Origin of the sequence: Streptomyces niveiscabiei, from assembly GCF_033794345.1 — a bacterium.
Lineage (GTDB): Bacteria > Actinomycetota > Actinomycetes > Streptomycetales > Streptomycetaceae > Streptomyces > Streptomyces niveiscabiei.
In genome coordinates, this window is sequence record NZ_JARAYJ010000031.1 from 40,105 (window position 1) to 59,518 (window position 19,414).

The following is a 19,414-nucleotide window of genomic DNA, read 5'->3' on the forward strand; positions in this document are numbered from 1 at the left end:
GAGGTCCGGGTTCAGTCCGGACCGTCGCTACTTCATGGGCGTACTCATCGCGTGCTCATCGAGTGCTCATCGCAATCTCGACCTACTTCCAACTCGCGGGGTACCTGGCCACGCGGACGGTCCGCGCGCCACTTCCTTACGGTGTCGCCTCATCGACGACGATCGCCTGCTCGACGTATCGGCGCAACGCCTTTGTGTCGAGCGCTCCCGGGGCTCGCAAGGCCCGTGTGAACGCCCGTCGGCGCACCGCCTGGTCGAGACAGACGGGGACGGGGTGCAGATACGCGCCCCGGCCGGGCAGCGTACCGCGAGGGTCGGGGACGCATTCGCCCCCGGCCGCCACGATGCGCAGCAGGTGTGTCTTGGCCGATCGCTCCCGGCACCCCACACAGGTGCGCTCAGGGCATGTTCGGGCGTGCGTCCGGCCAGACACCGTTAAGTCTACCTCCCCGCGGCGGCCTCACCCCTTTGGGTCAGGAGTCGAACACGTGCCGCGATATAACTGACGTGATCCAGCCGTTGACCGGCGTGATCTATTCCCCTGCCTGCGCGTCCTGCTGCTCGGTGTCCGGCCGGATGTCGATGCGCCAGCCGGTGAGCCGGGCGGCGAGGCGGGCGTTCTGGCCCTCCTTGCCGATCGCCAGCGACAGCTGGTAGTCCGGCACGGTCACCCGGGCGGAGCGGGCGGAGAGGTCGACGACCTCCACCTTCGACACCCGCGCGGGTGACAGGGCGTTGGCGACCATCTCCGCCGGGTCGTCCGACCAGTCGACGATGTCGATCTTCTCGCCGTTCAGCTCACCCATGACGTTGCGCACCCGGCCGCCCATCGGGCCGATGCAGGCGCCCTTGGCGTTCAGGCCGCTGCGGGTGGAGCGGACGGCGATCTTGGTGCGGTGGCCGGCCTCGCGGGCGATGGCGGCGATCTCGACCGAGCCGTCGGCGATCTCCGGGACCTCCAGGGCGAACAGCTTCTTCACCAGGTTGGGGTGGGTACGGGAGAGGGTGACCGAGGGTCCGCGCACGCCCTTGGCGACCCGGACGACGTACGAGCGCAGGCGCAGGCCGTGCGTGTACACCTCGCCGGGCACCTGCTCCTGCACCGGCAGCATGGCCTCCATCTTGCCGATGTCGACCAGCACGTTCTTCGGGTCGCGGCCCTGCTGGACGACACCGGTGACGATGTCGCCCTCGCGGCCGGCGTACTCGCCGAGCGTCGCGTCGTCCTCCGCGTCCCGCAGGCGCTGGAGGATCACCTGCTTCGCGGTGGTGGCGGCGATCCGGCCGAAGTCCGACGGGGTGTCGTCGAACTCGCGCGGCTCCTGACCCTCCTCCAGGTCCTCCGGGTCCTCCTTCGCCCACACGGTCACATGCCCGCTCTCGCGGTCGAGCTTCACGCGCGCGCGGCGGCGGCTTCCCTCGGTGCGGTGGTAGGCGATGAGGAGGGCCGACTCGATCGCCTCGACCAGCAGGTCGAAGGAGATCTCCTTCTCCCGCACCAAGCCCCGCAGGGCACTCATGTCGATGTCCACGGCTACGCCTCCTCTTCCTTCACGTTGTCATCTGCGTCTTTTGCGTCTTTGCGGTTGAACTCGACCTGGACGCGGGCCTTGTCGATCTCGGCGAAGGCGAGCCTGCGGGCGGTGGCCTTGCGGCCCTTCACGCCGGGCACCTCCAGATCGAGGCCCTCCTCGTCCACGGCGAGGATGCGGGCGGTGACCTCGCCGCCCTCGGTGAGCTGGAACCTCACCAGCCGGTCCAGCGCGCGCACGTAGTGCCGGTGCTCCTTCAGGAGCCGCTCGGCGCCGGGGGTGCCGACCTCCAGGTCGTAGGCCGCGTCGCCCATCGCGTTCGTCTCGTCGAGCTTCGCCGAGAGCGCGCGGCTGACGTCGGCGACGGCGTCCAGATCGGCGCCGGATTCCGCGTCCACGACGACCCTCAGCACTCTTTTGCGGCCCACGGTCTCCACCGCGATCTCTTCGAGGTCGAGCCCCTGCGCGGTGACGAGCGGTTCCAGGAGCTCTCGCAGCCTCTCGCTCTGGGTGGTGCTCATCCGGGTGACTCCTCGGCCGCGTGTGCTGTTGTGGGATGGTCGCGTGTCTGGTCAAAGGGTATCCGGTCGCGGAGGGTGTTGCCGTCCACGAGTGCCTCCGGCAGGGGGGCCGGGTGCGGGTGCGTCGCAGTACTTCGCGCCTGCGCGGGTACCGTGATCACCTGCTGTCTTCCCTCCCGTTCCCTGTCGTACGAGTCTGCCGAGGACGTCTGACGTGTCGTACTCCCCGTCGCGCCGAAGAACCCTACTTGCCACCGCGGTCCTCTTCGGCGCCGCCGGCTGCTCCTCCTCCAAGTCCGCCACCGAGGAGACCGCCTCCGGGGCGCCTTCCGCGTCCCAGCGGGTGCGGGCCCGGGCCGTCCAGGACAGCCGGGGGCTCGTGAAGCAGTACGACGCGGTGCTCGCCGCGCGGCCCGCGCTCTCGGGGCTGCTCGCGCCGCTGCGGGCGGAGGTCGTACGGCATGTGGGGGCGTTCGGGGGGACGCCGTCGCCGTCTGCGTCTCCCTCCGCGTCGGCGTCCGGGGCTCCTGCTGAGGCTTCTTCCGGGGGTGACGCCTCGCCCGCGCCTCCGGTCGACGACAAGTCCGCCCTCACCCAACTCGCCGCCACCGAGCGGGCGTTGGCCGATCGACGGGCGGCCGATCTGCTGACCGTGCCCGGAGAGCTGGCGCGGCTGCTCGCGTCCGTGGCTGCTGCCGGGGCCGTGCACGCGTACGTACTGACGGAGGGGGCCCGATGAGCACCGAACTGGACGCCCTCCAGGCCGCGCTGGCCGCCGAGCACGCGGCCGTGTACGGGTACGGGGTCGTCGGGGGCCAGGTCGGAGAGGCCCGGCGGGGTGAGGCGCGCGTCGCGTGGGACGCGCACCGGGCCCGGCGTGACGCGCTCGCGCGGGCCGTACGGGACCTCGGCGGCGAGCCGGTCGCCGCGAACGCCGGGTACGCGCTGCCGTTCCCCGTCGACGGGTCCTCCGCCGCCGTACGGCTCGCCGCGCGGCTGGAGGAGCGGATCGCCGGGGTCTACTCCGACCTGGTGCGGGCCACCTCCGGGGCGCGGCGGGGCGACGCGGCCGGGGCGCTGCGGGAGGCGTCGGTGCGGGCGGTGCGGTGGGGCGGCGGGAGCGTAGCCTTCCCTGGGCTCGCGGAGCGGGGCGGGACGGAGACGGGGCCGGGGGTCTCGGCAGGGGCTGGGGCCTCGGCGGATTCCGGTGCTTCGGCAGGGGTGGTGCCCTCGGGGTGAGTCCGGGCCTGGGTCCGTCGGGAATGTCAGCAGCACGAAGGGAACACCTCACGCATGCCGCACATCGAGCCGCCTCAGCGGTTGGTCCGGGCGCTCTCCGAGAGCGTGCCGGACGCTGCCGCCTGGCTGGAGGGGTTGCCCGGCCTCGTCGAGCGGGCCGTCGCCGCGTGCGGGGTGAGCGTCGAGCGGGTGCAGGTGCCCGGGGGGCGCAGCAGCCTCGTCGTCCTCGTGCGGCTCGCCGACGGCACTCCCGCTGTGCTGAAGGCCGCTCCCGAACGGTTCCGGCCCGCGGCGGAGCTGGCCGCGCTGGAGCACTGGGGCGGGCTCGGGGCCGTCCAGGTGCTGGGCGGCGGGGACGGGGTGCTGCTGCTGGAGCGGCTGCGGACCGACGTATCGGTGCGGACCCTGCCGGAGGCGAAGGCGGCGCTCGAAGCCGCGGGGGCGCTGCGGCGGCTGTGGGTCGAGCCGCCCGAGGGGTTCGCCTTCGAGACCGTCGCCGAGCGGACCGGGCGGCAGGCCGAGGCGATGCGGTCCGCGGGGCGCGGGGACGCCGCCGTGGGGTCGCTGGTGGACGCGGCGCTCGGGGTGCGGGAGGAGCTGGTGGGGTCCGGGGCCGAGGTGCGGTTGCTGCACGGGACGTTCCGGCAGAGCAAGGTGCTCGCCGGTGAGCGGTCGCCCTGGCTGGCGGTGGGGCCCGATCCGGTGGTGGGTGAGTGCGCGTTCGATCTGGCGCGGCTGGTGCGGGACCGGGTGGAGGACCTGGTGGGGTCGCCCTCGGGGGCCGCGGTCGCCCGGCGGCGGGTGAAGAAGCTGGCGGAGGTGCTGGAGGTGGACCAGGAGAGGCTGCGGGGGTGGGTGCTGTTCCGCGCGGTGGAGTCCGGGGTCCGGGCCATGCGGGTGGGGCGGACGGCGGATGCGGAGCTGCTGCTGGAGTTCGCCGGGTGGCTCTGAGGGCTCCGGCCGTGGCGACGTGCTGCTCACGCGCCACGGCCGGGAAACGGGGAAAGGCCCGGGTGAACCCCGCGGGTTTGCTCAGCCGACCAGGCGGGTGATCGCCTCGTCCACCGTCAGTTCCTCGCGCTCGCCGGTCCTGCGGTCCTTCAGCTCCAGGACACCTTCGGCGGCGCGGCGCCCGGCGACGAGGATCTTCGGCACCCCGATCAGCTCGGAGTCGGTGAACTTGACGCCCGGGGAGACGCCCGCGCGGTCGTCGACGAGGACGCGCAGCCCGGCGTCGCGGAGCTTCTCGGAGACCTCCAGGGCCAGTTCGGTCTGGAGGGCCTTGCCCGCGGCGACGACGTGGACGTCGGCCGGGGCGACCTCGGCGGGCCAGCACAGGCCCTTGTCGTCGGCGCTCTGCTCGGCGAGCGCGGCGACGGCGCGGGAGACGCCGATGCCGTACGAGCCCATGGTGACGCGGACCGGCTTGCCGTGCTGGCCGAGGACGTCGAGCTTGAGGGCGTCGGCGTACTTGCGGCCGAGCTGGAAGATGTGGCCGATCTCGATGGCTCGGTCCAGCTTGAGGCCGGTGCCGCAGGCGGGGCAGGGGTCGCCCTCCTGGACGACCACGACGTCGACGTACGCGTCGACCTCGAAGTCACGGCCCGCGACGACGTTCTTCGCGTGCGTCTGGTCCTTGTTGGCGCCGGTGATCCAGGCGGTGCCGGGGGCGACGCGCGGGTCGGCGATGTACGTGAGCTTCTCCTGCCGGCCCTGCGGACCGACGTAGCCGCGCACCAGGTCGGGGCGGCCGGTGAAGTCCTCGGCGGTGACCAGTTCGACCGTGGCCGGCGCGAAGTGGGCCTCGACCTTGCCGAGGTCGACCTCGCGGTCGCCGGGGACGCCGACGGCGACGATCTCGCCGTCCACCTTGACCAGCAGGTTCTTCAGGGTCGCGGAGGCGGGGACGCCGAGGGCGGCGGCCAGGGTCTCGATCGTCGGGGTGTCGGGGGTGGGGATCTCCTCCAGCGCGGGGGCGGTGGCCTCCTGCGGGACGAGGGCGAAGTTCACCGCTTCCGTGTTCGCCGCGAAGTCGCAGTTCGGGCAGTCCGCGAAGGTGTCCTCGCCGGCCTCGGCGGGGGCCAGGAACTCCTCCGACTTCGAGCCGCCCATCGCGCCGGCGGTGGCCGCGCAGATGCGGTAGTCGAGGCCGAGACGCGCGAACACCTTCTGGTACGCCTCGCGGTGCAGGGCGTACGACTTCGCCAGGCCCTCGTCCTCCGTGTCGAACGAGTAGGAGTCCTTCATCAGGAACTCGCGCCCGCGCAGGATGCCGGCCCGGGGGCGGGCCTCGTCACGGTACTTGTGCTGGATCTGGTAGAGGATGACGGGCAGGTCCTTGTACGACGACGCCTGGTCCTTCACCAGCAGGGTGAAGATCTCCTCGTGGGTGGGGCCGAGGAGGTAGTCGCCGCCCTTGCGGTCCTGGAGGCGGAACAGCTCCGCCCCGTACTCGTCCCAACGGCCCGTCGCCTCGTAGGGTTCCCGGGGCAGCAGGGCGGGGAGCAGGACCTCCTGCGCGCCGATCGCGTCCATCTCCTCGCGGACGATCCGCTCGACGTTCGCCAGGACCTTCTTGCCGAGCGGCAGCCAGGACCAGATGCCGGCGGCGGTACGGCGGACGTAGCCCGCGCGGACCAGGAGCTTGTGGCTGAGGACCTCGGCGTCGGCCGGGTCGTCGCGCAGTGTTTTCGCCATCAGCTGGGACATGCGCTGGACCGGTGCGTTCGCCATGGTTCTCGTACTCCTGCCGGATAAAGGTGATGGCTAGGAGATTAACCGTCGGCCCTCTGTGGTCGGAAATCCGTCGGCCGCCGCAGCAGCGGCAGGGGTGCGCCCATCACGGCGTACGGGCGCGGGGCGCTCGGGAAGAGGACCCGGCGGGCCAGGTCGTGGTAGCCGAGCGAGCGGTACAGGGCCCGCGCGGGGCTGTCCATGTCGATCGCCGAGAGGATCGAGCGGGGCTGCGGGACGTCGTCCGTGATCGCCGTGATCAGGGCCCGGCCCGCGCCCCGGTTCTGGTACGCCGGGTGCACGTGCAGTTCCGTGATCACGAACGAGTCGTCCAGCCAGTGCGCGTTGCCGAGCGCCCTCAGGTACGGCTCGACGACCGTGGACCACCAGTGCGACCTGTCGTTCGGCATGCCGTACACGAACCCCGCGAGGCGTCCTTCGGACGTGGTGACGCCGAGGGCGCGGGCGCCCGGGTTCGTCATGTGGCGCAGGACGATCTGCCGTCTGACCGCCACTTCGTCGGGGGCCAGGCCGAATGCGATGGCCTGGACCGACAGTGCCTCGTCCACGCGGGCGGAGAGGTCCAGGGGGCCGATCACCAGGTCCATGCGGGGAGCCTACAGGGGGGTCACCGGTGGGTGCGGGGCGCGGGTTCCGTGCGGAGCGTCCTAGAACAGCACGCTCATGAACGCGCCGACCTCCTGGAAGCCGACTCTTCTGTACGTCCTTCGCGCGGGCGTGTTGTAGTCGTTGACGTACAGGCTCACCACCGGGGCGACGTCCGCGAGGGCGTAGCGCAGGACCGCGGCCATGCCGGGGGCGGCGAGGCCCCGGCCCCGGTACTCCGGGGCCACCCACACGCCCTGGATCTGGCACGCCTCCCGTGTCGCCGCGCCGATCTCCGCCTTGAACACGACCCGGCCCCGGTCGTCGAGCCGCGCGAAGGAGCGGCCCGTGCCGACCAGTTCGGCGACCCTCGCCTGGTAGAGGAGGCCGCCGTCGCCCGCGAGCGGGGAGACGCCGACCTCCTCCGTGAACATCGCCACGCACGCCGGCAGGATCGTTTCCATCTCGTCCTTGCGGATGCGGCGGACGTACGGGTCGGGGGTGATGTCCGCCGGCATACGGTCCGTGACCATCAGGGGCTGCTGGGACCGTACTTCCCGTGCCGGGCCCCAGTGGGGTTCGAGCAGGCGCCACAGGGCCGCGGTCGGCTCCGCCGGTCCGACGATGGAGGAACAGCGCCGGCCCGCCCTTCTGGCCCGGTCCGCGAAGGCCCGTACGGCTCGGGGGGTGGCGCAGATCGGTACGAGGTTGGCGCCCGCGTAGCACAGGGACGTCAGCATCCCGCCCTCGTACCAGCCCCACATCTCGCCGCCCAGCCGCCACGGGTCCAGCCCGGCGACCTGCACCCTCGACGTCACGAACGCGTTCGCGACCGGCTCCTTGCCGAGGATGGCGAGAGCCGCGTTCAGGTCGCTCGGTTCGAGGACCCGGGAGGTGGTGTGGGTCAGCACGGGGTGGGGCCTCACGGTGGGGGTCAGATTTCCGCACTGTACCTGCGGAAGCCGGGCCGCGCCTCTCCCTGCCGGGGGCTGGGCCGATGCTCGGTGTCGCCGGGTTCGTGAATGCGGCCGGGGTCGGGGCCCCCGCCCTGTCCTCAAACGCCGGACGGGCTTGATCGCAGGAGGGGGTGCCACTGTGGGTCGTCCGGCGGGTGCGGGTCGTGGGTGGCTGATCGCGCAGTTCCCCGCGCCCCTGAAGGATGTGGTGGCCGCGCATTGTCAAGTGCGACTGGTAGAGCCCGCGCGGCGTCAGCCGTGCGGGCTCTACCAGCCACAGCGAATCCGCACCTGCCAGCGGGCACCAGCCACCGTCTTTTTAGGGGCGCGGGGAACTGCGCGATCAGCCACATCGGACCCGCACCCGCCCTCCGTCCTGTCGGGGTCCAAGGGGCGGAGCCCCTTGAGGATGGGAAGGGTAGGGGCGGCGGGGGCGAGGAAAGTCAGCCTGCTACCGAGACGGAGGGTTCGCCGGAGGGGATGCCCTCGTCCTGCATTTTTTCCGCGAGCTTCATGGCTTCCTCGATCAGCGTCTCTACGATCTTCGACTCCGGGACGGTCTTGATGACCTCGCCCTTGACGAAGATCTGGCCCTTGCCGTTGCCGGAGGCGACGCCGAGGTCGGCCTCGCGGGCCTCGCCGGGCCCGTTCACGACGCAGCCCATGACGGCGACGCGGAGGGGGACCTCCATGCCGGTGAGGCCGGCGGTGACTTCCTCGGCGAGTTTGTAGACGTCGACCTGGGCGCGCCCGCAGGACGGGCAGGAGACGATCTCCAGGCCGCGCTGCTTGAGGTTGAGGGATTCGAGGATCTGGTTGCCGACCTTGACCTCTTCGACGGGGGGAGCACTCAAGGACACCCGGATCGTGTCGCCGATGCCCTGGGAGAGGAGCGCGCCGAAGGCGACGGCGGACTTGATGGTGCCCTGGAAGGCCGGGCCCGCCTCGGTGACCCCGAGGTGGAGGGGGTACTCGCACTGCGCGGCCAGCTGCCGGTACGCCTCGATCATGACGACGGGGTCGTTGTGCTTGACGGAGATCTTGATGTCCCGGAAGTCGTGCTCCTCGAACAGCGACGCCTCCCAGAGCGCGGACTCGACGAGCGCCTCGGGCGTGGCCTTGCCGTACTTCTGGAGGAGCCGCCGGTCCAGGGAGCCCGCGTTGACGCCGATCCGGATGGGCGTCCCGTGGTCGTTCGCGGCCTTGGCGATCTCCCGCACCTTGTCGTCGAACTGCTTGATGTTGCCGGGGTTGACGCGCACGGCGGCGCACCCGGCCTCGATCGCGGCGAAGACGTACTTGGGCTGGAAGTGGATGTCGGCGATGACGGGGATCTGCGACTTGCGCGCGATGGTGGCGAGCGCGTCCGCGTCGTCCTGCGTCGGGCAGGCGACGCGGACGATCTGGCACCCGGACGCGGTGAGCTCGGCGATCTGCTGGAGCGTGGCCCCGATGTCGGACGTACGCGTCGTGGTCATGGACTGCACGGACACCGGCGCGTCCCCGCCCACCGCGACCGACCCGACCTGGATCTGCCTGCTCTTGCGCCGCTCGGCGACCTTGGTCGGAACGGACGGCATGCCGAGAGAAATCGCAGTCATCTGCTGTGCAACCCCATGTCGTGGATCAAGACCGGTCCCGTGAGCGCGCGGGCCACCGGGGTCCGAGATTACGACACCGGACCCCCGGCGGGCACATTTCCCTTGTCAAACCCGCTGGAGGGAGGACGGCCGGACACCTGGGGTGCCCGGCCGTCGTGAACGGCGGGTGGCTACGAGATTTTCACCGGGTTCACGACGTCCGCGATGAGGACGAGGATCGTGAAGCAGATGAACACCCCGGCGACGACGTAGGCGAGGGGCATGAGCTTGGCGACGTCGAAGGGGCCGGGGTCGGGCCTGCGCAGGAGTTTCGCGAGGCCCCGGCGCAGGGACTCCCAGAGCGCGCCCGCGATGTGCCCGCCGTCGAGGGGCAGCAGCGGGAGCATGTTGAAGAGGAACAGGGAGAGGTTGAAGCCGGCGACCAGCATGAGGGCCATGGCGAGCTGCTGGGACGCGGGGATGTCGAGGGTGAAGATCTCGCCGCCGACCCGGGCCGCGCCGACGACGCCCATCGGGGAGTCGGCTTCGCGCTTGCCCCCGTCGAAGGCGGCGTCCCACAGCGCGGGGATCTTGCCGGGCAGGGCGACGATGGAGTCGGCGGCCTCGCCGACGCGGTCGGTCATCCAGGTGACGGAGTCGCCGAAGTCCTGCTGGACGATGCCGGTGGCGGCGCTGAAGCCGAGGAACCCGGCCTTGACGTACTGGCCGGGGACGATCTGCCCGCTGGAGTCCTTCTTGGCGACCTGGTTCTCGGCGATCTTCGCCTGGAGGGTGACCTCCTTGCCGTCGCGCTGGACGACGATCGGGACGGTCTTGTCGGCGCTGGCGCGGATGAGGTCGGAGAGGGAGTCCCACTTCTCGGTCCTCACGCCGTCGAAGGAGACGATCTTGTCCCCGGCCTTGAGGCCCGCGGCGGCGGCCGGTGAGGGCGCGTCTCCGGTCTTGCAGGTGTCGCGGTTCTCGCTCTGGTTGATGACGCACTGGGAGACGGAGCTGACCGTGGTGGTCTGCTGGGAGATCCCGAAGCCCATGAGGACGGTGAGGAAGAGGACGACGGCGAGGATCAGGTTCTGCACGGGACCCGCGGCCATGATGATGACGCGCTTCCAGGGCTTGCGCGTGTACATCATCCGCGTCTCGTCGCCCGGCTGGATCTCCTCCATGGAGGCCGAGCGGGCGTCCTCGATCATCGTGCGCCACGGGGACGTGGAGCGCGTGGAGATCCTGCCGTCCTCGCCGGGCGGGAACATGCCGATCATGCGGATGTAGCCGCCCATGGGGATGGCCTTGACGCCGTACTCGGTCTCGCCCTTCTTGCGGGAGAAGACGGTGGGCCCGAAGCCGACCATGAACTGCGGCACCCGGATGCCGAAGAGCTTGGCGAACGTGAAGTGCCCCAGCTCGTGCCACGCGATCGAGAAGAGCAGCCCGAGCACGAAGACGACTATGCCGAGGATCATCATCAGAGCGGTCATGCGCGCGCCTCCGCGGTCGCCGTCAGTTCCCGGGCCCGGGCTCGCGCCCAGGCGTCTGCTTCGAGGACGTCCGACACGCTGAGCGAAGTTCCCGCCACGCTGTGTCCACCGTGTTCTTCCACCACACGGGTGACGGTCTCCATGATCCCGTTGAACGGCAGCGCGCCCCGGCGGAACGCCTCCACGCTCTCCTCGTTGGCGGCATTGAACACCGCCGGAGCCGTTCCCGCGAGCTCGCCCACGTGCCGGGCGAGGTTCACCGAGGGGAACGCCTCGTTGTCCAGGGGGAAGAACTCCCAGGTGGAAGCCTTGCTCCAGTCGAAGGCGGGCGCCGCGTCGGGGACGCGGTGCGGCCAGCCGAGCCCGATGGCGATCGGCCCGCGCATGTCGGGGGGCGTTGCCTGGGCCATCGTCGATCCGTCCGTGAACTCAACCATCGAGTGGACATACGACTGGGGATGCACGACCACCTCAATGCGGTCGAAGGGAATGTCGTAGAGGAGGTGCGCCTCGATGACTTCCAGCCCCTTGTTGACCAGGGTCGCCGAGTTGATCGTGATGACCGGGCCCATCGCCCAGGTGGGGTGCGCGAGCGCCTCCTCGACCGTGACGTCCGCGAGCTGCTCCTTCGTACGGCCCCGGAAGGGACCACCGGACGCGGTGACGACGAGCTTGCGGACGTCCGCGCGGGTGCCGGAGGCGAGCGCCTGGAAGAGGGCCGCGTGCTCGGAGTCGACGGGGATGATCTGACCGGGTTTCGCCAGCGCCTTCACCAGGGGGCCACCGACGATCAGCGACTCCTTGTTGGCGAGCGCGAGGGTGCGGCCCGCCTCCAGGGCGGCCAGCGTCGGGGCGAGGCCGATCGCGCCGGTGATGCCGTTCAGGACGGTGTGGCAGGCGGAGGCGGCGACCTGCGTGGCCGCGTCCGGCCCCGCGAGGATCTCCGGGAGCGGCTCGCCGGCGCCGTACACGTGCGCGAGGGCCTCGCGCAGCGCCGGGACGGCGTCCTCGCGGGCGACCGCGACGGTCCTCACCCGCAGCCGGTGCGCCTGCTCGGCGAGCAGGGCGACGCGGGCGCCGTTCGCGGACAGGGCGGTGACCCGGAAGCGGTCCGGGTGGCGCAGGACGAGGTCGATGGCCTGCGTGCCGATCGAGCCGGTGGAGCCGAGGATCACCACGTCCTTGGGCCCGTCGCCCGCGACGGGGGCGAAGACCAGGTGGGGGTCGGCGAGTGGGGCTGGACTGTCGGTCATTCCCCCATTGTTGCCGCATCCACTGTGCGGACGGACCGCCACACCTCCACGGCGTGATTCATATGACCGTTTATGAGTTTCTGGTGAAGATCGTGTGATAGGACTGCTCTCGCATACGACATCCAGGGGGGATCTCTTCCATGCGCGTGAAGCACCTTTGTGCTGCCCTCGGCGGCGCCGCACTGCTCTTCGGCACCGCCCTCTCGACCCCGGCCCAGGCGGCCACCGGCGGCGTCGAGCTCTACCACATCTGGTTCGACAGCCCCGGCAAGGACACCCGCACCAACGCGAGCCTCAACGCGGAGTGGGTCCAGATCAAGAACACCGGCAAGAAGGCCGTCAACGTGAAGGGGTGGGTCCTCAAGGACGCCTCCAACCACAAGTACGTCTTCAAGAACATCACCGTCGGCGCCGGCAGGACCGTCAAGGTCCACACCGGCTCCGGCAGGGACACCGCGACGGACACGTTCCAGAACCGCAAGGCGTACGTCTGGAACAACGACGGCGACACCGCGACCTTGACCAGGGCGAACGGGTCGAAGGTGGACACGTGCTCGTGGACGAGGAAGACGAAGGACCACAAGTGGTGCTGAGGTTCTGAGAATTGGGGCACGGCGGGAACGCCGTGCCCCTTTTCCGGTTTTTCCGGCTTCCGGGGCTAACGGATCGGCCGGTGCACGTTCTCCTTCACCGAGGGGCCCGGTGTCGCGTCGGCGATCCACGGGCCCTCGCCGGAGGGGTCGACGATGCCCGACTCCAGCCACTCGTACGCGCCGCCGAGGACGCCCTTGACCACCTTGCGGTCGACGTCGTCCGTGTTGGACCACAAGCGGGTGAACAGCTCGTCCACGCGCACGCGGGCCTGCCGGCAGAACGCGTCGGCCAACTGGTAGGCCTCGCGGCCGTGTTGGTCCTGGGCACGGAGGTGTTCCGCGCGGACGCACGCCGCGCTCATCGCGAACAGCTCCGCGCCGATGTCGACGATCCGGGCCAGGAAGCCCTGCTTGGTCTCCAGGCGCCCCTGCCAGCGGGACATCGCGTAGAACGTGGAGCGTGCGAGCTTGCGGGAGTGGCGTTCGACGTACCGGAGGTGCCAGGAGAGGTCCATGCCGTTCTTGAAATCGTCGTAGGACGTGGGGAGCTGGCCGGGGCCGACGACGAGTTTCGGGAGCCAGCGGGCGTAGAAGGCACCGGCCTGGGCGCCCGCTTTCGCCTTGTCGCCGAGGGACTTGCCGGGGTCGATGAGGTCGCCCGCGACGGAGAGGTGCGCGTCGACGGCCTCGCGGGCGATGAGGAGGTGCATGATCTCGGTGGAGCCCTCGAAGATGCGGTTGATGCGCAGGTCGCGGACCAACTGCTCGGCGGGGACCGCCCGTTCGCCCCGCGCCTTGAGCGACTCGGCGGTCTCGAACCCGCGCCCGCCCCGGATCTGCACCAGCTCGTCGGCGATGAGGCACCCCATCTCGGAGCCGTACAGCTTCGCGAGGGCCGCCTCGATGCGGATGTCGTTGCGGTCCTCGTCGGCCATCTGCGAGGAGAGGTCGACGACGGCCTCCAGCGCGAAGGTCGTCGCGGCGATGAAGCTGATCTTCGAGCCGACGGCTTCGTGCAACGCGACGGGTTTGCCCCACTGTTCACGCGCCCCGGACCACTCGCGGGCGATCTTCAGCGCCCACTTCCCGGCCCCGACGCACATCGCGGGGAGCGAGAGCCGCCCGGTGTTGAGGGTGGTGAGCGCGATCTTCAGCCCGGCCCCCTCGGGCCCGATCCGGTTCGCGGCCGGCACCCGTACCCGGTGGAAGCGGGTGACGCCGTTCTCCAGGCCCCGCAGCCCCATGAACGCGTTGCGGTGCTCGACGGTGATCCCCTCGGAGTCCGCCTCGACGACGAACGCGGTGATCCCGCCCGGGTGCCCCTCGGACACGGGCACCCGGGCCATGACGACCAGCAGATCGGCGACGACCCCGTTGGTGGTCCACAGCTTGACCCCGTCGAGGACGTAGTCGTCCCCGTCGGGCACGGCGGTGGTCGCGAGCCGGGCGGGATCGGACCCGACGTCCGGCTCGGTGAGCAGGAACGCGCTGATCGCGGTCGTCGCGCAGCGCGGCAGGAACGCGTCCTTCTGCTCCTGCGTGCCGAAGATCTTCAGCGGCTGCGGCACGCCGATCGACTGGTGCGCGGACAGCAGCGCGCCGAGCGCCGGGTTGGCCGAACCGACCAGCGCCAGCGCCTTGTTGTAGTAGACCTGGGTGAGTCCGAGGCCGCCGTAGCGCGTATCGATCTTCATGCCGAGCGCGCCGAGGTCCTTGAGCCCGTTGATCGTCTCGTCGGGGATGCGCGCCTCGCGTTCGATGCGGGCGGAGTCGACCTTGGTCTCGCAGAAGTCGCGCAGCGCCGCGAGGAACTCCTCGCCGCGGCGGGCGTCGGCGTCGGGCGGGACGGGGTGCGGGTGGATCAGGTCGAGGCGGAAGCGGCCGAGGAAGAGTTCCTTGGCGAAGCTGGGTTTGCGCCAGTCCTGCTCACGGGCGGCCTCGGCGACCTGCCGGGCCTCGCGCTCGGAGACGGACGGCTTGCCCTGTGTTCCGGACTGCTCTGCGTGTGGTGCGGACATGAGGATCACCTCGCCGCGGATCGGGGTGTTCGGGACGTCTGGTTACCGATCGGTTCTACTGGATCGTTTACCCGATTACGGCGGCTTGGACCAGCCCTCGCGCACCCGGCCGCCCCGTTCCGGAGTGATTATCGAAGCGCTTCGACAACCTATGGACACCCACCCCCACTGAAGCTACTGTCGAACCACCCACTCACCCGCCCTGTTCGCAACGCGCACTGTCGAAGCGCTTCACAAAGCTTGGAGAGCTGGATGGTCACCCTCGCCGAGGTCGCCCAGCACGCCGGAGTCTCGGCGAGCACGGTGAGCTATGTCCTCAGTGGCAAGCGGTCCATCTCGACGACCACGCGGCAACGGGTCGAGCAGAGCATCCGGGAGCTGGGGTACCACCCGAACGCGGGCGCGCGGGCGCTGGCGAGCAGCCGCTCGAACATCATCGCGCTGATGATTCCGCTGCGCACCGACATGTACATGCCGGTGATGATGGAGATCTCCATCGCGGTGGCGACGGCCGCGCGCGGCTACGGCTACGACATCCTGCTGCTGACCGGCCAGGAGGGGCCGGACGCGGTGCGCAGGGTGACGGGCAGCGGGCTGGCCGACGGGATGATCCTGATGGACGTCGAACTCGACGACGAGCGGCTGCCGTTGCTCCGCTCGACCGACCGCCCCTCGGTGCTGATCGGCCTCCCCGCCGACACGTCCGGACTGACCTGCGTCGACCTCGACTGGAGCGCGACGGGCGCGCTGTGCGTCGAGCACCTCGCGGGTCTCGGGCACCGGGACGTCGCCGTGATCGGCGAGGCGCCGGGGGTGTACGAGCGGCACACCGGGTTCGCGGTCCGCACGCTGGACGGACTGCGGTCGCGCGCACGGGAGTTGGGGGTGCGCGCGCTGCACCGGCCGTGCGAGGGCGGGTACGACGCGCTGGGCGCGACGCTGGCGCGGGTCTTCGACGAGCGCCCGGCGACGACGGGGTTCGTCGTGCAGAACGAGTCCGCGGTGGAGCCGCTGCTCTCGCTGCTGCGCCAGCAGGGGCGGGCGGTGCCCGAGGACGTGTCGGTGGTCGCGATCTGCCCGGACCAGGTGGCGACGCAGGCGCCGGTGCGGCTCACGTCGGTGGCGATCCCGGCGGCCGAGATGGGGCGGCGGGCGATGGAGCAGCTCGTCGCGAAGCTGGAGGGGCAAGGCGGCGCCGAAGTGGCGCTGATCGCCCCCGAGTTGACGGTCCGGGCGAGCACGGGCCCGGGCGGCAACTGACAGACGCAGTACCTGACAGACGGTCACTTCTCTTTGTGGGGCGCCCTGTTGGTCCGGGGCGCCTTCGGTTCCGCACGCCTCCCCTCAGGAGCACGCCTCATGACTCTGCCTGCCGAAACCCCGACCCAGCCCAAGGTCAGTCTGGCCCAGTCCTCCCCCACCGTCGGGACGTTCCGTGAGCGGGGCGGCGCGCTGGAGTGGAGCGGGCGCCAGGAGACCCTCCGTATCGAGCCGTGGGGGCCGGACGCGGTCCGGGTGCGGTCCAGGCTCGGCGGGCCGGTCCTGGCCGACCTGCCGGGCGCGCTGCTCGACACTCCCCCGGCGACCGAGTCGGTCGTCAAACTCGCCGAGGGCGTGGGCCTGTTGACGGTCGGCGCGCTGACCGTCGAGGTGAGCGCCGAGGGCCTGGTCCGGTTCCTGGCGACGGACTCCGGGGAGGAGATCCTCGCCGAGGAGCGCGCCCACTTCTGGTGGCCGGGCTCGCGCCTCTACACGGCCGTGGGCAACGGCTACCACCGGCTGGAGCAGCGGTTCGCGGCCTACGACGACGAGAAGCTGTACGGGCTCGGGCAGCACCAGCACGGGAAGTTCGACCAGAAGGGGCTGGTCCTCGACCTGGTGCAGCGCAACGCCGAGGTCAACATCCCGGTGCTGACGTCGAGCCGGGGCTACACGCTGCTGTGGAACAACCCGGCGATCGGGCGCGTGGAGCTGGCGCACAACGGGACGCGGTGGGTCGCGGACTCGGCGCGGCAGATCGACTACTGGATCACCGCGGGCGGTCCGGCCGACGGCCAGCGCCGCTACAGCGCGGTGACCGGGCGTACGCCGATGCTGCCCGCGTGGGCGGCAGGGTTCTGGCAGTGCAAGCTGCGCTACCGCACGCAGGACGAACTCATGGCCGTGGCGCGGGAGTACAAGCGCCGGGGGCTGCCGCTGGCGGCGATCGTGTGCGACTTCTTCCACTGGACGCACCTCGGCGAGTGGAGGTTCGACCCCGCCGAGTGGCCGGACCCGGCCGGGATGGTGCGTGAACTCGCCGAGATGGGCACCAAGTTGGTGGTGAGCGTGTGGCCGTCGGTGTCGCCGCTCTCGGAGAACCACCAACTCATGGAGCAGCGCGGCTACTTCATCGGCACGCAGTACGGTCCGATGGCGCACGCGGACTGGCCGGACAAGGGCGTCGCCTCGACCGTACAGGTCGCCTTCTACGACGCGACGAACCCCGAGGCGCGGGACTTCGTGTGGTCGCGGATCCGCGACAACTACCTCGCCCCGTACGGGATCACGGCGTTCTGGCTGGACGCCTGCGAGCCGGAGCTGAAGCCGGGGTTCTCGGAGAACCTGCGCTACTGGGCGGGCCCGGGACTTGAGGTCGGCAACCTGTATCCGCTGGAGAACGCGCGGGCGTTCGCGGAGGGGCTCGGCGCGGAGGGCGAGGAGGTCATCACCCTCAACCGCTCGGCGTGGGCCGGGAGTCAGCGGTACGGGGCCGCGCTGTGGTCCGGCGACATCGGCACCGACTTCCCGACCCTGCGCCGCCAGATCGCCGCCGGGCTCAACACGGCGCTGTCCGGCATCCCCTGGTGGAACACGGACATCGGCGGCTTCCACGGCGGCGACCCGGACGACCCGGCGTACCGCGAGGTCATGATCCGCTGGTTCCAGTTCGGGGCGCTGTCGCCGCTGATGCGGCTGCACGGGTTCCGCGACCCGGGGATGCCGCTGGGGCCCGAGATGACCGGCGGGCCCAACGAGGTCTGGTCGTACGGGGATACGGCGGCCACGATCATGGCCGAGTACGTGCGGCTGCGGGAGCGGCTGCGGCCGTACGTCCTGAAGGTCATGCGCGAGGCCCACGAGGAGGGGCTGCCGCCGATGCGTCCGCTGTTCCTGGAGTTCCCCGGGGACCAGGCGAGTTGGGGTGTCGACGACGCGTACCTGTTCGGCCGGGACCTGCTGGTCGCGCCGGTGCTGACGGCCGGGGCGACGGTCCGTACGGCGTATCTGCCGGCGGGCGCGCGGTGGACGGACGCGTGGACCGGGGAGTCGTACGAGGGGGGCGCCACGGTGACCGTCGAGGCGCCGCTGGAGCGGATTCCGCTGTTCCTGCGGGACGGGGCGGAGTTGCCGATCGTCGAGTGAGCGGGTGTGCGTGAGGCCGGTCCCCGGGGTGCGGGGGCCGGCCTCACGGTCGTGTCAGGTCAGCTCTCGCAGACCGACGGCAGTGCGCGGATCAGGGCCTTCGTGTGCAGGCGGTCCAGGTGGCGTTCGTGGCGGACCTGGGCGGCGCCGAAGTACAGCTCCGGGTAGCAGGCGAAGGTGCCGCGGTCGGCGGTGGTCGCGGCGAGGGCCTTGACCAGCTCCGTGTTGATGCGGTTGATCTCGACACGGACGACGCCGAGGTCGGGGCGGCTGGTGGGCGCCTCGTCGGGGTGGTCGGTCCAGCGCTGGAACAGGCCGCGCTGGACGAGCTTGTTCGCCTCGATCTGGTCGCGGAAGACCTTGCGGACGGCGTCGGGGTCGGCGCCGAGCTGCTCGGCCTGCGCGGCGACGGCGTCGAGGACCTGCTGTTCGCGGGCCGGGTCGTCGATGGGGCTGCTGGTGCCGAACTTGGCGGCGGCGACCAGGTCGGCGGTGGCGAGGCGCTGGGCGGCGAGGTCCGCGACGGAGTGCAGCGTGTAGGTGTCGGCGGTGGTGGACGCCGTCGTGGTGGCCGCGTGCGCGGCGGGCGCCTGGGGGGCCGCGACCGCGGTTCCGGTCGCCCCGAGGGCGACGGCCGCGGCCACGGCGAGCGTGGTCAGGGCGCGGCGTGTGGGGGTGGTGTTGTGCATATCCCCATCAAACCCCGCCCGGACCACGGTTTGGTCAACTGCTGCTGACGGTCAGGTTGTTTGTCGTAAAGTTCAGGCCACCGGAGGAGCTGGTGATCTCGTACCCGAACTGCACGTCGCCGATGGTCTCGTTGCCGAACCAGCCCTTGGTGTCCTTGATCCACTTCAGGATCGGGAGGATCTGCACGGACCCGGAGGACGAGTTCGAGGTGCGGATGAACGAGAAGACCTCGTTCGCGCCGTTGGTGCCCTTGTAGACGGTCCAGGTGTGGCCGCCGAGCGTCGCGGTGCCCTGCGAGGTGCCGAGCGGCCCGACCGCCCCGGTCTTGTTGACCCAGAGCATCACTTCGTACGCGTTGTTCTTGAGCCAGATGTCGTACGACGTGTTGTACGCGCCGGACGACGGGACCGAGACGTTGTAGCTGCTGTTCAGCGAACCGAGCGAGGTGATCGTCTTGTTGATCACCTTCTTCTGGTTCGGGTAGGACTTGATGCCGCCGGTGTTGGGGTGGTTGGCGTTGACGCCCCAGTTGGTGCCGGAGTTGGCCCAGATGCACTGGCTTCCGGCGCCCGAACCCCAGATGTTGTTGTACAGCGTGTAGCCGTTGAGGTTCGTGTTGCCCCACTGGTCGCAGGTGTTCCAGACGGCCGCCGAGGCGGGGGCGGAGGCGAGTCCGACGGTGGCGCCGAGCGCCAGTGCGGGGGCGAGCAGGACCTTCACGGTCCTGGCGAGCGTGCGGGTTGCCATGGTGTCCCTTCCATGGGTGGGGGGAAATGCCTGGTGTTGCAGGGG

Annotated in this window: 18 protein-coding genes; 6 read left to right on the top strand and 12 right to left on the bottom strand. The window is 70.8% G+C overall.

What is annotated here, in order from left to right:
• Positions 1-136: 136 nt before the first annotated feature.
• The 3 genes from PV682_RS32580 to rimP all read right to left on the bottom strand — a co-directional run bounded on the left by PV682_RS32580 (position 137) and on the right by rimP (position 2,053).
• Complete coding sequence (locus PV682_RS32580; protein WP_319735359.1) at positions 137-433, bottom strand: YlxR family protein; 297 nt, start codon at positions 431-433, stop codon at positions 137-139.
• Positions 434-533: 100 nt separating this feature from the next.
• Complete coding sequence (nusA, locus tag PV682_RS32585) at positions 534-1,532, bottom strand: transcription termination factor NusA (RefSeq protein WP_055724484.1); 999 nt, start codon at positions 1,530-1,532, stop codon at positions 534-536.
• A gap of 2 nt (positions 1,533-1,534) precedes the next feature.
• Entirely contained in the window at positions 1,535-2,053 is a 519-nt protein-coding gene (gene rimP / locus PV682_RS32590) for a ribosome maturation factor RimP (RefSeq protein WP_319735360.1), read from the bottom strand.
• A gap of 214 nt (positions 2,054-2,267) precedes the next feature.
• Between rimP and PV682_RS32595 the strand changes: the two genes are divergently transcribed.
• The 3 genes from PV682_RS32595 to PV682_RS32605 are packed head-to-tail and all read left to right on the top strand — an operon-like array spanning position 2,268 to position 4,243.
• Entirely contained in the window at positions 2,268-2,792 is a 525-nt protein-coding gene (locus PV682_RS32595; protein ID WP_319735361.1) for a hypothetical protein, read from the top strand.
• Positions 2,789-3,292: a DUF4439 domain-containing protein gene (locus PV682_RS32600; RefSeq protein WP_319735362.1), complete on the top strand. Its 504-nt coding sequence runs from the start codon at positions 2,789-2,791 to the stop codon at positions 3,290-3,292. The genes PV682_RS32595 and PV682_RS32600 overlap by 4 nt, the downstream gene beginning before the upstream one ends.
• Positions 3,293-3,346: 54 nt before the next feature.
• Positions 3,347-4,243, top strand: coding sequence for an aminoglycoside phosphotransferase family protein (locus PV682_RS32605; RefSeq protein ID WP_319735363.1), 897 nt, complete (start codon positions 3,347-3,349; stop codon positions 4,241-4,243).
• An 81-nt stretch (positions 4,244-4,324) separates the two neighbouring features.
• Here PV682_RS32605 and PV682_RS32610 read toward each other — a convergent pair whose 3' ends face one another.
• The 6 genes from PV682_RS32610 to dxr form a co-directional block, all read right to left on the bottom strand.
• Entirely contained in the window at positions 4,325-6,025 is a 1,701-nt protein-coding gene (locus PV682_RS32610; protein ID WP_319735364.1) for a proline--tRNA ligase, read from the bottom strand.
• Positions 6,026-6,066: 41 nt separating this feature from the next.
• Positions 6,067-6,633, bottom strand: a complete 567-nt coding sequence (locus tag PV682_RS32615) for a GNAT family N-acetyltransferase (protein WP_109364597.1) — start codon at positions 6,631-6,633, stop codon at positions 6,067-6,069.
• A 60-nt stretch (positions 6,634-6,693) separates the two neighbouring features.
• Positions 6,694-7,542: a GNAT family N-acetyltransferase gene (locus tag PV682_RS32620; protein WP_319735365.1), complete on the bottom strand. Its 849-nt coding sequence runs from the start codon at positions 7,540-7,542 to the stop codon at positions 6,694-6,696.
• A gap of 488 nt (positions 7,543-8,030) precedes the next feature.
• Positions 8,031-9,188, bottom strand: a complete 1,158-nt coding sequence (ispG, locus tag PV682_RS32625; RefSeq protein WP_319735366.1) for a flavodoxin-dependent (E)-4-hydroxy-3-methylbut-2-enyl-diphosphate synthase — start codon at positions 9,186-9,188, stop codon at positions 8,031-8,033.
• 170 nt (positions 9,189-9,358) lie between these two features.
• Entirely contained in the window at positions 9,359-10,663 is a 1,305-nt protein-coding gene (locus PV682_RS32630; protein ID WP_319735367.1) for a M50 family metallopeptidase, read from the bottom strand.
• Complete coding sequence (gene dxr / locus PV682_RS32635) at positions 10,660-11,916, bottom strand: 1-deoxy-D-xylulose-5-phosphate reductoisomerase (protein WP_319735368.1); 1,257 nt, start codon at positions 11,914-11,916, stop codon at positions 10,660-10,662. Before dxr ends, PV682_RS32630 begins: the two co-directional genes overlap by 4 nt.
• 140 nt (positions 11,917-12,056) lie before the next feature.
• Here dxr and PV682_RS32640 point away from each other — a divergent pair, with 140 nt between their 5' ends.
• Complete coding sequence (locus PV682_RS32640) at positions 12,057-12,509, top strand: lamin tail domain-containing protein (RefSeq protein WP_319735369.1); 453 nt, start codon at positions 12,057-12,059, stop codon at positions 12,507-12,509.
• A 65-nt stretch (positions 12,510-12,574) separates the two neighbouring features.
• Here the strand turns inward: PV682_RS32640 and PV682_RS32645 are convergent, their stop codons facing one another.
• Positions 12,575-14,527 (bottom strand): acyl-CoA dehydrogenase family protein, encoded by a 1,953-nt coding sequence (locus tag PV682_RS32645; RefSeq protein WP_319735370.1) that lies wholly within the window; start codon positions 14,525-14,527, stop codon positions 12,575-12,577.
• A gap of 252 nt (positions 14,528-14,779) precedes the next feature.
• Here PV682_RS32645 and PV682_RS32650 point away from each other — a divergent pair, with 252 nt between their 5' ends.
• Both PV682_RS32650 and PV682_RS32655 read left to right on the top strand, forming a co-directional pair.
• Positions 14,780-15,787 carry a LacI family DNA-binding transcriptional regulator gene (locus PV682_RS32650; RefSeq protein WP_319735371.1) on the top strand — a complete coding sequence of 336 codons (1,008 nt, stop codon included), beginning with the start codon at positions 14,780-14,782 and terminating at the stop codon, positions 15,785-15,787.
• Positions 15,788-15,886: 99 nt separating this feature from the next.
• Complete coding sequence (locus PV682_RS32655; RefSeq protein ID WP_319735372.1) at positions 15,887-17,932, top strand: glycoside hydrolase family 31 protein; 2,046 nt, start codon at positions 15,887-15,889, stop codon at positions 17,930-17,932.
• Positions 17,933-17,991: 59 nt separating this feature from the next.
• Here the strand turns inward: PV682_RS32655 and PV682_RS32660 are convergent, their stop codons facing one another.
• A complete protein-coding gene (locus PV682_RS32660; RefSeq protein WP_319735373.1) occupies positions 17,992-18,621 on the bottom strand; it encodes a chorismate mutase in 630 nt (209 codons plus the stop codon).
• A gap of 34 nt (positions 18,622-18,655) precedes the next feature.
• The gene (locus tag PV682_RS32665; RefSeq protein ID WP_319735374.1) at positions 18,656-19,369 is read right to left on the bottom strand and encodes a glycoside hydrolase family 12 protein; all 714 of its coding nucleotides are present in this window, start codon (positions 19,367-19,369) and stop codon (positions 18,656-18,658) included.
• Between the last annotated feature and the right edge of the window lie 45 nt (positions 19,370-19,414).